This window comes from Lutimaribacter marinistellae (assembly GCF_042648365.1).
In the GTDB taxonomy this organism is placed as follows: Bacteria; Pseudomonadota; Alphaproteobacteria; order Rhodobacterales; family Rhodobacteraceae; genus Lutimaribacter_A; species Lutimaribacter_A marinistellae.
Genome location: NZ_JBHRXI010000017.1, coordinates 325,300 through 337,284, shown reverse-complemented (window position 1 = coordinate 337,284; position 11,985 = coordinate 325,300). Strand labels below are relative to the sequence as shown.

General features: G+C 62.9%; 12 protein-coding genes. 10 read left to right on the top strand and 2 right to left on the bottom strand.

Annotated features, from left to right (window positions below; translation table 11 throughout):
* The first annotated feature begins 132 nt into the window (after positions 1–132).
* The 6 genes from ACFORG_RS18080 (at position 133) to ACFORG_RS18055 (ending at position 6,876) form a co-directional block, all read left to right on the top strand.
* A complete protein-coding gene (locus tag ACFORG_RS18080; protein ID WP_386736936.1) occupies positions 133–1,422 on the top strand; it encodes an alpha/beta hydrolase family protein in 1,290 nt (429 codons plus the stop codon).
* A 73-nt stretch (positions 1,423–1,495) separates the two neighbouring features.
* Positions 1,496–2,389: an alpha/beta fold hydrolase gene (locus ACFORG_RS18075; protein ID WP_386736935.1), complete on the top strand. Its 894-nt coding sequence runs from the start codon at positions 1,496–1,498 to the stop codon at positions 2,387–2,389.
* Positions 2,386–2,997 carry a glutathione S-transferase family protein gene (locus ACFORG_RS18070; RefSeq protein ID WP_386736934.1) on the top strand — a complete coding sequence of 204 codons (612 nt, stop codon included), beginning with the start codon at positions 2,386–2,388 and terminating at the stop codon, positions 2,995–2,997. Before ACFORG_RS18075 ends, ACFORG_RS18070 begins: the two co-directional genes overlap by 4 nt.
* A 67-nt stretch (positions 2,998–3,064) precedes the next feature.
* Positions 3,065–4,066 (top strand): HWE histidine kinase domain-containing protein, encoded by a 1,002-nt coding sequence (locus ACFORG_RS18065; protein ID WP_386736933.1) that lies wholly within the window; start codon positions 3,065–3,067, stop codon positions 4,064–4,066.
* An 89-nt stretch (positions 4,067–4,155) separates the two neighbouring features.
* Positions 4,156–6,114, top strand: coding sequence for a DNA topoisomerase IV subunit B (gene parE, locus ACFORG_RS18060; protein WP_386736932.1), 1,959 nt, complete (start codon positions 4,156–4,158; stop codon positions 6,112–6,114).
* Between the two features lie 21 nt (positions 6,115–6,135).
* Entirely contained in the window at positions 6,136–6,876 is a 741-nt protein-coding gene (locus ACFORG_RS18055) for a hypothetical protein (protein ID WP_386736931.1), read from the top strand.
* 342 nt (positions 6,877–7,218) lie between these two features.
* Here ACFORG_RS18055 and ACFORG_RS18050 read toward each other — a convergent pair whose 3' ends face one another.
* On the bottom strand, positions 7,219–7,896 hold the full coding sequence (locus ACFORG_RS18050; protein WP_386736930.1) for a glycosyltransferase: 678 nt from the start codon (positions 7,894–7,896) through the stop codon (positions 7,219–7,221).
* A 71-nt stretch (positions 7,897–7,967) separates the two neighbouring features.
* Between ACFORG_RS18050 and ygfZ the strand changes: the two genes are divergently transcribed.
* The 3 genes from ygfZ (at position 7,968) to ACFORG_RS18035 (ending at position 10,539) form a co-directional block, all read left to right on the top strand.
* Positions 7,968–8,705 carry a CAF17-like 4Fe-4S cluster assembly/insertion protein YgfZ gene (gene ygfZ, locus ACFORG_RS18045; RefSeq protein ID WP_386736929.1) on the top strand — a complete coding sequence of 246 codons (738 nt, stop codon included), beginning with the start codon at positions 7,968–7,970 and terminating at the stop codon, positions 8,703–8,705.
* 30 nt (positions 8,706–8,735) lie between these two features.
* A complete protein-coding gene (locus ACFORG_RS18040; RefSeq protein WP_386736928.1) occupies positions 8,736–9,548 on the top strand; it encodes an efflux RND transporter periplasmic adaptor subunit in 813 nt (270 codons plus the stop codon).
* A 64-nt stretch (positions 9,549–9,612) separates the two neighbouring features.
* The gene (locus tag ACFORG_RS18035) at positions 9,613–10,539 is read left to right on the top strand and encodes an ABC transporter transmembrane domain-containing protein (RefSeq protein ID WP_386736927.1); all 927 of its coding nucleotides are present in this window, start codon (positions 9,613–9,615) and stop codon (positions 10,537–10,539) included.
* A 45-nt stretch (positions 10,540–10,584) separates the two neighbouring features.
* Here the strand turns inward: ACFORG_RS18035 and efp are convergent, their stop codons facing one another.
* A complete protein-coding gene (efp, locus tag ACFORG_RS18030) occupies positions 10,585–11,148 on the bottom strand; it encodes an elongation factor P (protein ID WP_386736926.1) in 564 nt (187 codons plus the stop codon).
* Positions 11,149–11,367: 219 nt separating this feature from the next.
* Between efp and ACFORG_RS18025 the strand changes: the two genes are divergently transcribed.
* Positions 11,368–11,688, top strand: coding sequence for a DUF6280 family protein (locus tag ACFORG_RS18025; protein ID WP_386736925.1), 321 nt, complete (start codon positions 11,368–11,370; stop codon positions 11,686–11,688).
* The last annotated feature ends 297 nt before the right edge of the window (positions 11,689–11,985 follow it).

Here is an 11,985-nt window from a genome sequence, read left to right as displayed (position 1 = left end):
CTTTAGGCCCGCCCCGTCCGCGCCGCAAGGGGAAGAACGCTTTGCCCGGACCCGGCCGAATTAGCGCTCGCCCTTTGCGCGCAATCGGTTAGGCTGGCCGCAACCGATCCATGACCCCCGGAGAACGCCCCCATGCGAACATCCCTTTCCGCTCTCGGCCTTGCCATGGCCACCGCCGCCACCGGTGCGGCCGCCGAGAATCGAATCGACCTCATCCGCCCCGACGCGCCCGAGCTTGCCGCCTTCGGCGCGTTTCCCGTCGGCGTGCAGACCCGCAGCTTCACCAATCCCGGACAGGCCGACATCCTAAACACCACCGCCGAGGCGCAGCCCAGCGCCGACCGCACGCTGACGACCGAGATCTGGTATCCCGCCGCCGAGGGTACCGGCGAGGGCGGCACCTACACCGCCATGCTGCGCGACGGCGTGACCGAGGTCACGCTGCACGGCCGCGCCGTGCGCGACGCCGAGCCCGCCAGCGGCCAGCAGTTTCCGCTCGTGGTGATCTCGCACGGCTATCCCGGCAACCGGTTCCTGATGTCCCACCTGGGCGAGAACCTCGCCTCCAAGGGCTATGTGACCGTCTCTATCGACCACACCGAAAGCACCTATTCCGACCAGGCCGTCTTCGGCTCGACGCTCTATCACCGTCCGCTCGACCAGAAGTTCATCATCGACAGCATGGCCGCGCTCGATGACGAGATCGGCGCGATCACCGATGCCTCGACCACCGGGGTGATCGGCTATTCGATGGGCGGCTACGGCGCGCTCATCTTCGCGGGCGCAGGCGTCACCCAGGCCTCGACCGAGTATAGCTGGGGCACCCCCGGCGGATTGCTCGCCCGCCATGTCGCCGGCTCGGACACGCATGAGGCGCTGATCGACGAACGCGTCAAGGCGGTGATCGCCGTCGGCCCCTGGGGCATGAACGCAGGCTTCTGGGACGCCGACGGGCTGGCCGGGGTTCGCAAACCGCTGCTGATGATGGCAGGCGGGGCCGACGATGTCTCGGTCTATGCCGCCATGCGCCAGATCTTCACCGGCGCCACCGGCACCGACCGTGCGCTGCTGACCTTCGAGGCCGCGAACCACAACGCCGCCGCACCGATCCCCGCCCCGGCCGAAAGCTGGGCACCGTCGGACACGCTCGACTTCATCCCGTTCGAGCATTACGCCGACGCGGTCTGGGACACCAACCGCATGAACAACATCGCGCAGCACTTCGCGACCGCCTTCCTCGACCTGCACCTCAAGGCCGATGACGAGAAATCCGCCTACCTGCAACTGGTGCCCCGCGCCGCCGAAGGCGTCATCGCCGTCGATGACAACGGCAATGAAGAGGCCGATCACACCTATTGGAAGGGCTTCCCGCCGCGCACCGCGCAGGGGCTGACATTCGAAACCCTGACGAAGGGTCAATAGGCCCGCCGCTTCCTTTTCGGGGGCCGGGCTGCTTGACTGCGCCCACCCGGCCCCCTGAGAGACAGAACCAGCCATGCAAACCGAAACCGTCACGCTGAACGGCCAGCCGTTCTTCCTGCGCCGCTGGGGCGACCCGGCCCTGCCCATCCTGCTGATGCTGCACGGCTTCCCCGAATATGGCGGCGCCTGGGCCGATCTTGCTCCGCATCTCGCGCATCGCTTCCATTGCATCGCCCCGGACCAGCGCGGCTATGGCCAAAGCTGGGCGCCCGAGGGCACCGCGCCCTATGCCACCTCGCATCTCGTGGCCGACATGGCCGCGCTGATCGACCATATCGGTCGCGGGCCCGTCACCGTGCTGGGCCATGACTGGGGCGCGGCCGTCGCCTACGGGCTGGCGATGTTCACCCCCGACCGTGTCACGCGCCTCGTGATCGCCAACGGGGTGCACCCGGTCCCGTTCCAACGCGCGCTTGCTGCGGGCGGGGCACAATCGCGCGCCTCGCAATACATTCTCGACTTCCGCAAGGACGACGCGCCCGAGCGCTACGCGGCGGATGACTTCGCCCTGCTCGAACGCTTCTTCCGCCGCGCCATGGGCAGCGACTGGCTGACCGACGAGCGGCTCGCCGAATACCGCGCCGAATGGGCGCGCCCCGGCCGCCTCGCGGGGATGCTGGGCTGGTACCGCGCCTCGCCGCTGGACGTCGCCGAACCCGGCACGCCGCTCACCGACCTGCCCGCCCTGCCGCTCGACCGGCTGCATGTGCGCTGCCCCCACCTGCTCATCTGGGGTCCCGAGGACCGCGCGTTGCTGCCCGAGGCGACAGAGGGGCTCGAAGACTTCGCCGCCGACCTCACCCGCATCACCATCCCCGGCACCGACCACTGGCTCTGCCACCAGGCCCCTGAACAGGTCGCCGCCGCAATGCTCGACTGGCTCCCCGACGAAAGGACCCGGCCATGATCACGGTCTACCACCTGTCCCAATCGCGTTCGCTGCGCATCATCTGGCTGCTCGAGGAGCTCGGCCAGCAATACGAGGTCATCCGCTTCGAGCGCGACCCGCAATCGCGCCTCGCCCCGCCCGCGCTGACCAGGCTCCACCCGCTGGGCAAGGCCCCGATGATCGAGTTCCAGGGTCGACTGATCGGTGAATCCGGCGCCATCGTCGAATTGCTCTGCTCCCGCTACGGTCCCCAGATGATCCCGCAGACGGGAACCGGCGCGCATATCCGCCATCTGGAATGGATGCATTTCGCCGAAGGCTCGGTCATGACACCGATCCTGCTGAACCTCTACTTGTCGCGCCTGGGCGAGGCCGCCGCCCCGCTGCAACCACGCATCCAGTCGGAACTGACCAGCCATTTCCAGTACATGGAAAACGGCCTGCGCCCCTCGGGCCATTTCGTCCTCGACGAGCTGTCGGCAGCCGACATCATGCTGTCTTTCCCCGCCCTGATCGCGCTGCGCATGGGACGCGGTGAAGAATTCCCTCGCCTCGCCGAATTCTGCCGCCGGATCGAGGCGCGCCCCGCCTGGCACCGCGCCATCGACGCCGCCGGCGGTGACTGACCCCGGAACGGCACCCCGGGGCCCGTGCCGGTTGACACCGCAGCCCACAATTCCAAAGATCGCTTGAATGGACGGATTGCAGAACCCCGCCGAGGCCCTGCCACTCACGGCCGAGGACATGACGGTCGGATTGACCGTGGCCGAGGTCGGGCTGGGCACGGTCGATTACCGTGCAGACACCGTCCGGTTCGACACGCTCGCCGCGCGTTTCTTCGACCTTCCAGCCGGTACCGACCTGCCGCGTGACACGCTGCACGACCGCATCCACCCCGATGACTGGCCCGCTGTCGCGGCCAAGCTCGATGACCTGCTGGCACCGGCCTGCGACAGCCGCGTGGTCGACATCTCGCACCGCATCGTCACCGGTGACGGCTCGATCCGCTGGGTCAACGCGCGCAAGCAGGTCCGCTTCGACGCGGATGCAAAACCCCTGCACGGTGTCTTTGCACTGGTCGACATCACCGCCCGCATCCGCGCCGAGGAACAGGCCCGTTTCCTGATCGGCGAACTCAACCACCGTTCAAAGAACCTCATCACCGTGGTTGCGGGTATCGCCCGTCAGATCTCGCGCCATTGCGACCCGCAGGACATGGCGGCCCAGCTCAACGACCGGCTCACCGCGCTTGCCCGCAACCAGGACGCCATCGTCAATGCCGACACCGGCAGCTTCGAACTGCGTGACATCTTCACCCGGCAACTCGCGCCCTTCTGCCTCGATACCGGGCGGCGGGTTACGCTGACCGGTCCGGCGCTTGCCCTGTCCTCCAGCGCCTCGCAAATCGTCGCCATGGTCGCTCATGAGCTGATCACCAACGCGATGAAACATGGCGCCCTGTCGGACGAGGCGGGCCAGGTCGCTGTGTCATGGACCGTGGGCGCGGATGACTGCCTTGAACTCCATTGGGCCGAAACCGGCGGCCCCGCCATTTCCCCGCCCATGCGAAACGGCTTCGGGACCGAGGTGCTGACGACGCTCACCGAAACCTCTCTCGGGGCCGAGGTCTCGCGCCGGTTCGACCCTGACGGGTTCCGACTGTCGCTGCGCGCCCCGATCGACCGGCTGCGCTAGGCCCGCTTATCCACAACCCCTAGCGTCCCCCTTTTCCCCGACCCCATCCCCTGCCATAATGCGGCTCACCCAATAAAAGAGCAGCACCCATGCCCGACGATCTTCTGACCGGCAGCCAGCAGGCCGCCTATGACGCCTCCTCCATCGAAGTGCTCGAGGGGCTGGAACCCGTCCGCAAACGCCCCGGCATGTATATCGGCGGCACGGATGAACGCGCGCTGCATCACATGGTGGCCGAGATCCTCGACAACTCCATGGACGAGGCGGTCGCAGGTCACGCCAACCGGATCGAGGTCGAGCTGCACGCCGACTACTCCCTCACCGTGCGCGACAACGGCCGCGGCATCCCCGTCGACCCGCACCCGAAATTCCCAGGCAAATCCGCGCTCGAGGTCATCCTCTGCACGCTCCACGCGGGCGGCAAGTTCTCGGGCAAGGCCTACCAGACCTCCGGCGGCCTGCACGGCGTCGGCGCCTCGGTGGTCAACGCGCTCAGCGATTCCATGATCGTCCAGGTCGCCCGCGACCGCGAGCTTTTCGAACAACGCTTCTCCCGCGGCCTGCCGCAGGGCCCGGTGGAAAAGATCGGCGCCGCCCCCAACCGTCGCGGCACCACCGTCACCTTCCACGCGGACGAGGAGATCTTCGGCCACCACCGCTTCAAACCCGCCCGCCTGTTCAAGTCGATCCGCTCCAAGGCCTACCTCTTCTCCGGCGTCGAGATCCGCTGGAAAACCGCCATCGACGACGGCGAAACCCCGACCGAGGCCACGTTCCACTTCCCCGGCGGCCTGTCCGACTACCTCAAGGAAACGATGAACGGCGCCTCCACCTATGCCGACAACCCCTTTGCCGGAACCGTCGAGTTCCAGGAACGCTTCGGCACACCGGGCAAGGTCGAATGGGCGATCAACTGGACCCCCTCGCGCGACGGCTTCATCCAGTCCTACTGCAACACCGTCCCCACGCCCGAGGGCGGCACCCATGTCGCGGGCTTCTGGTCCGCCATCCTCAAGGGCATCAAGGCCTATGGCGAGCTTGCCAACAACAAGAAGGCCGCCCAGATCACCCGCGACGACCTGCTGACAGGCGGCTGCGCGCTGGTCTCCTGCTTCATCCGCGAGCCCGAATTCGTCGGCCAGACCAAGGACCGCCTCGCCACGGTCGAGGCCCAGCGCCTCGTCGAAAACGCCGTGCGCGACCATTTCGACAACTGGCTCGCCGCCGACACCAAATCGGCGGGCGCCATTCTCGACTTCCTCGTGCTCAGGGCCGAGGAGCGCCTCCGCAGGAGGGCCGAGAAGGAAACACAACGCAAGTCCGCCACAAAGAAACTCCGCCTTCCCGGCAAATTGGTGGACTGCTCCGCTACCAACCGCGACGGAACCGAATTGTTCATCGTCGAGGGCGATTCCGCCGGCGGCTCGGCCAAGATGGCCCGCGACCGCAAGACACAGGCGCTGCTGCCCCTGCGCGGCAAGATCCTCAACGTGCTGGGGGCCGCCTCGTCGAAACTCGGCTCCAACCAGGAGATCAACGACCTCACCCAGGCTCTGGGGGTGGGGCTGGGCACCAAGTTCAGCATCGATGACCTGCGCTATGACAAGATCATCATCATGACCGACGCCGATGTCGACGGCGCGCATATCGCCTCGCTGCTGATGACCTTCTTCTACACCCAGATGCGGCCGATGATCGACGCGGGCCACCTCTACCTCGCCTGCCCGCCCCTCTACCGCCTGACCCAGGGGGCCAAGCGCGTCTATTGCCTCGATCAGGCCGAGCGTGACGAATGGCTGGAAAAGGGCCTCGGCGGCAAGGGCAAGATCGACGTTTCCCGCTTCAAGGGTCTGGGCGAGATGGACGCCAAGGACCTCAAGGAAACCACGATGGACCCCGCCTCGCGCAAACTCATCCGCGTCACCATAGACGAGGACGAACCCGGCGAAACCGGCGACCTGGTGGAACGCCTGATGGGGAAAAAGCCCGAATTGCGGTTCCAGTATATTCAGGAAAACGCTAGGTTTGTTGAAGAGTTGGATGTTTGAAGTTGACAGGGCGAAAAAAAGTTGGACACATCACAAATTGCGCAGAAGGTTTCGGTACCCACTGCGCGCGTAGTTACCATTGCCCTTCTAGTTGAGCTCTTCTCTATTCTTTCTGTAGGCAAATCACCTGCTTGGCTAACTGCGGCTGAAATATTGAATCAAGGCATAATTAACATTGGATATTACGCAATAATTTTCTCCCTAGTCCTGTTTCCGCTTTTGTTACCACTTATGGCGGTCGCTATGGCAGCGAATGAACTGTGCTACAGAATCATTAGTTGGCCGGTGAGGAAAATCCGTATTTTGGACGTCAGCATGCGATTCAGCCGCAGATCTCTATATGTCGAGGCGGAACTCGTCCGCAGCTATGCTGAATCGAGATCGGACAAAGATCTATTAGAAAAGATAAACAAAAAGGAGCTTCAGTCCACGGAACCATCATTCATGCTTCCATCTGCGATATTCACGCTTCTTGTTTCGATCATTTGGTTCTCGTCGAAAGAATCTCCGAATTTCTTCATGAAAGCATGCTCCATTAATGAGCCAGCCGACACCTGTAGCCTATACTATGTTGTGGTCGCGCTAGCATTCTTTCAGTCATTTTGCTTAATGGCGGTACATGGTGCGGCATTTAGGCTAGCCATGCTTTTTCCAAGGGCTGACTTACCCGCCCCACTTACAGAAATTCGGGCAGCCCCTCGTTCCGCAGTAGCCGAAAAGTTAAAAACAGCTATGAAAACGTGGATGCGCGGCGAGAAATAGAGAAAAAGGAAGTCATTTATCAATTATAGGAACTCCGGTCGAGCAAGCTGTAGGATGCGCTTCAGCGCTCCGTAATCCCTCCCCACACCCGTAGCGCCCGGCCCGTAGGAGGGCGCGGAACGCGCCCGCGTCGTGCCGAAGGCACGCCTCCGGCGTGACGGGGCGGGTCGGGCGCGTGCATGATGCTGCGCATCACGCATCAGACTGACAGCGCGCGCCCTCGACACAGGGGAGGCGCGACCGTTGAAACGGCCTCACGGCCCCCGAAATCTTAACCAAAAATTATGTACAAAACGGTCAATCGCCCCTCTGACCCATGTACAAAACGGTCAAAACACCGATCTAGCGGCGGTACCCCTCGGCCAGGCGCTCGGGGTCGGTGCCGGCGAAATACCGCGCCTGCGTCCACAGGTTCCGCGCCCCGCGCCGCATCCAGCCCTGTCTCAGGTACCGGTCCGCCCCCGTCATCGCCACCACCGGAAGGCCCACGAGGCGCGGCAGGGACCGCACCAGCGCCACGTCCTCCATCAGCGGCTGATCCGGGTAACCTCCTGATTTCTCGTACATAACCCGTGGCAGCAACAACCCCTGATCCCCGAATGGGAGCGACAGGAGTCCGGCCCGTGCGTTCGCCCAGCCCGCCACCAGCCGCGGCATCAGCCCCGGCGCGCGAAAGGCCAGCCGGAAATACGCACCCTGCCGGCTGCTCTCCACATGCTCCCGCACAACCTCCGCCCACCCCGGCATCAGGATTGTATCAGCATGTACAATCATCACCCACTCCCCCCGCGCCGCCCCGCACCCGCGCCGCAATTGCCCGCCGCGCGAGGCCGGCCCAGACACAACATCTGCCCCTGCCTCGTCGGCAATCAACAAGGTGTTGTCGGTGGAGCCGCCATCGCTCACGATCACTTCGCGGATGAGACCAAGGGGCAAACCCTCCATCAACGCCTCCAGGCACCGCCCCAATCCCTGCCCGGCATCGAGTGTCGGGATGACGATACTGATCGGCGCAGGCACGGGTCTCTCCTCTGGAAGGTCGCTTGGAATTTGATATATGCGGAATACAGGAAAAGCACGAGGACACCGCCATGCCAAACCGACGCATCCTGCGCCTGACGGGGTCGGACACGCTCGACTTTCTACAGGGGCTGGTGACGAACGACGTCAGAAAGCTTGACCAAGGCATTGTTTATGCAGCTATTTTGACGCCGCAAGGAAAGTACCTGGCCGATTTCTTCCTCGTTCCGGACGACGATGGCATCCTGCTCGACGTGGCAGAAGGGCTTGCCGATGGGCTCGTCAAACGGTTGGGCATGTACAAGCTGCGCTCCGACGTGACCATCGCCCCCGCCGATCTGGCCCTGCAACGGGGTACAGGTCCCGCCCCCGAAGGCGCCCTGCCCGACCCAAGGCATCCGGAGCTGGGTTGGCGCAAGTATATCAATGGGTTGGAAGAGGACGACGGCACCGATTGGGACGCCATCCGCGTCACCCACTGCATCCCTGAAAGCGGGATAGAGCTGACACCCGAGAGCTATATCCTCGAATGCGGGTTCGAACGGCTGAACGGCGTGGATTTCCGCAAGGGCTGCTATGTCGGGCAAGAGGTCACCGCGCGGATGAAGCACAAGACCGAGCTGCGCAAGGGCCTCGCCACCGTACATGTCGACGGTACCGCCCCTGTCGGCACCGAGATCACCGCCGACGGGAAACCCGCCGGTACGCTCTATACGCAGGCCAATGGGCACGGCATCGCCTATCTCCGCTTTGCCCGTACCGGCGATGCAATGCAGGCAGAGACGGCCCGGGTGGCCGTAATGGATTGACATGAGCCGTGGCTCGGAGAAGCTGGTAGCATGCTGCTCCGATCCGCCCTTTTGCTCTGCTTCAGCGCGCTGGCCGTGGTGGCGCAGGACGTGCGCGAGTTTCCCGGCCGTGTCGTCGCGCTGACCCGCGCAGACGTATCGAACGCAGTGGAAAGCACGGTTGCCGAGATACATTTTCAACCCGGCCAACGGGTTGCGAAGGGTGATCTGCTGTTCACCTTGGACACCACCGATTTCGAACAGGACCTCGCCAATGCACAGGCGAAGCTGTTGCATGCCGAAACCGCGCTTCTGAATGCCGAGGAGGATTACCGACGCCTGAGGACGCTGGAGGAACGCGGGTCGGCCACCGGCGTACAGCTGCTCAAGGCAGAGGTAGCACAGGGTTTTGCGAACGCGGTACGCAGCGAAACGCGCGCCAAGGTGGCAGAGGCTCAGGCCAATCTGGAGCGTACGCGCATCCATGCACCGTTGTCCGGCATCATAAGCGCGTCCAGCGTGAATGTCGGGACATACATCAAGAAAGGCAGAGCGCCGCTGGCGCATATCGTACAACTCGACCCCGTGCGCATTGCCTACCAGGTTCCTTATGTACAGCGGATCGAGGAGCTGAACCTTCAACACCTCAAGTTTCCCGAGAACCTGCTTTCGCAAACCGAGCTTTCGCTCAAGATCTCTGATGATTGGGTTTATCGCCTGACCACTGTTCCCTCGCAGATCGACGCCGAGGTCGACCCGGAAACCGGTCTGATCACGATCTGGGCCGATATTGGCAACCCGGATGCACAACTGCGGCCGGGTATGAGCGTCACCGTGGTCTCTCGCCCCAGAATGAACCGATAAACCGTCCGACGCTTGTCAATCCCGTCTCGTCAGGCCACTCTCGCGACAAAGAACGGGACGGCACATGATCCAACTCTACAAGGCTATCTGGCGCGTCAGTTGGCAGCGGCAGATCATGCTCATCCTTCTTTCGCTTGCGATCGCCGCCCTTGCCGCAGCGCCGCTGGAATTCCAGAAACGCATCATCAATCTGCTGACCGAGGAAAGCCTGGACAAGGACCTGTTATTCTCGCTTGGTGCGGGGATGATGGGCGTCATTCTGGCAAGCCTGGCGTTCAAATGGGCACGTGGATTTCTGGCCAGCGTCCTCGGCGAAGACACGGTGCGTCTGATCCGCACGCGCCTGCTGTCCGAGGCGGAGCGGGAGGAAACAGAAGGCCGTCCGCTGGGACGCGGCACCCTGACCACTGCGATATCTGCCGAGGCCGAGGAACTCGGGCATTTTGCCGGGGCTGCCTATTCCGAACCGGTCGTGCAGATCGGCACGCTGGTCAGCGTGATTGCCTATATCTCGTCGACACAACCCATGCTGGGACTCGTGGCGCTGTCGATGATCGTGCCGCAGATCGCAATCGTTCTGATATCGCAGCGGCAGGTGAACTTGTTCGTGGCAGCGCGGGTCAGGGCCCTGCGCGCGGCGACCGACCAGGTGAGCGTCGAGCGTGTGCGCGAAGTGACGGACGAGGTCATGACCCGCTTCGACGAGATCTACGACACCCGCAGGCGCATGTTCATATGGAAAATGTCGGCAAAATTCCTGCTAAGCGCGATCAACGGCTTGGGCACCGTCGGTGTCCTGATGCTGGGCGGCTGGCTGGTCCTCGAAGGACAAACCGATGTCGGCACAGTTGTTGCGGCAACGACGGGCCTGACGCGTATTCAGGGTCCGACGACATTCCTCATCGCATTCTATCGTCAGGTCAGCGCCAACCGGATCAAGTTCGACCTGTTGCGCGAGCTGATTGCGCCTCAACCCGATCCCGCAAAATAGAAAGGGGGCCATGAGCCCCCTTGCGTACCGTATCAGAACGTGACGTCACGCGCGTTCGACATATTCCATGGTTTCCGTGTTCACGACGATATCTTCGTCCTGTCCGACGAAAGGCGGAACGGTAATGCGGATGCCATTGTCGAGAAGCGCCGGCTTGAACGAGTTGGCCGCGGTCTGACCTTTCACGACCGGTTCTGTCTCGACGATCTTGCAGATCACCTTTTGCGGCAGGGTCGCGTTCAACGCCTCGGTCTCATAAAACTCCACGACGATTGTCATGCCATCTTGCAAGAAGGGCCGGCGGTCGCCGAGGATCTCGGCCGGCAGTTCGATCTGCTCGTAGGACTCGGTATCCATAACGACCAGCATCCCATCGTTTTCATAGAGAAATTGCTGATCCTTCTGCTCGAGGCGGACGCGTTCGACCTTGTCCGCCGAGCGGAACCGCACGTTGTCCTTTGATCCGTTTCGCAGGTTGCGCAGCTCGACCTGGGCAAAGGCCCCCCCCTTGCCGGGCTTCACATGGTCGACCTTCACCGCCGCCCACAGGCCGCCGTTATGCTCCAGCACATTGCCGGGGCGGATCTCGTTGCCGTTGATCTTGGGCATGGATTGAATCCTTCACAGATGGTTGATGCGCCAGCTTGCGACCCTATATCTCTCGTGCGCGAAGCTGACAAGACAACGATACCTAGTAGTGCGGATGCAGCGAGCCATGCACGAAATGCAACACGCCTATGCATCTTCGGGGTATCCGAATCGAGTTTGATCGGTCATAACCACCGCTACGCCGAAAATTGCAAGAGCAAGAACAACAAGGAAGACGAGATGCGAGATTTCGTTGACGGCACTGCCTTTAACAATGAACAGGGCAACCGTGCACGCAAACTGTTTGCGGCCGTTGTGCTGGCTGCGCTGGATGACGCGATTGCCGATGACAAGAAGTACGGCAATGGCCCGGACCAGATTGCCCGCTGGGCGCGGTCGCGGGACGGGCGCGAAGTTCTGACCTGTGCCGGCATCGACCCCAATGAGCGGGTTGTGCACGGCCTCATGGAATTCGTGAGCCGTGGTGTACGCACCTCGGTCGCCCTGTCGCGCGAGGAAAGTGAGCGTCGCAACGCCGCCCAGCAGGCAGAAGCCGCCTGACCAAGCAAACCGAAGACTGCCAGAAAAGGCGCGCCCGAATGTGATGGCGCATACCGGATTTTGGCAAACAAAGACCTCGGCGACCAGTCGCCGAGGTCTTGTTTTTTGCGGGGTTGTCGTGCACCGGGTTGGTTCGACATGCGTACCTTGCTGCCCTTCGCAGCGGGTCTTCGTCATGAGCAGAGATTGCGCGGTGTATCCCGAGATGGGGAAGGACTCAGGTCATTCGCCCCCGATGCGAAGCACTTGTCTGAACCAGCGAGAGCAGGCGTTCAGAATGCCTGGAAACCAAGCGCG

Coding starts and splice junctions, on each gene's coding strand:
- ACFORG_RS18075 (WP_386736935.1), top strand. CDS start 1,496: ATGCAAACCGAAACCGTCACGCTGAACGGCCAGCCGTTCTTCCTGCGC.
- ACFORG_RS18065 (WP_386736933.1), top strand. CDS start 3,065: ATGGACGGATTGCAGAACCCCGCCGAGGCCCTGCCACTCACGGCCGAG.
- ACFORG_RS18080 (WP_386736936.1), top strand. CDS start 133: ATGCGAACATCCCTTTCCGCTCTCGGCCTTGCCATGGCCACCGCCGCC.
- ACFORG_RS18035 (WP_386736927.1), top strand. CDS start 9,613: ATGATCCAACTCTACAAGGCTATCTGGCGCGTCAGTTGGCAGCGGCAG.
- ygfZ (WP_386736929.1), top strand. CDS start 7,968: ATGCCAAACCGACGCATCCTGCGCCTGACGGGGTCGGACACGCTCGAC.
- ACFORG_RS18025 (WP_386736925.1), top strand. CDS start 11,368: ATGCGAGATTTCGTTGACGGCACTGCCTTTAACAATGAACAGGGCAAC.
- ACFORG_RS18040 (WP_386736928.1), top strand. CDS start 8,736: ATGCTGCTCCGATCCGCCCTTTTGCTCTGCTTCAGCGCGCTGGCCGTG.
- ACFORG_RS18070 (WP_386736934.1), top strand. CDS start 2,386: ATGATCACGGTCTACCACCTGTCCCAATCGCGTTCGCTGCGCATCATC.
- parE (WP_386736932.1), top strand. CDS start 4,156: ATGCCCGACGATCTTCTGACCGGCAGCCAGCAGGCCGCCTATGACGCC.
- efp (WP_386736926.1), bottom strand. CDS start 11,148: ATGCCCAAGATCAACGGCAACGAGATCCGCCCCGGCAATGTGCTGGAG.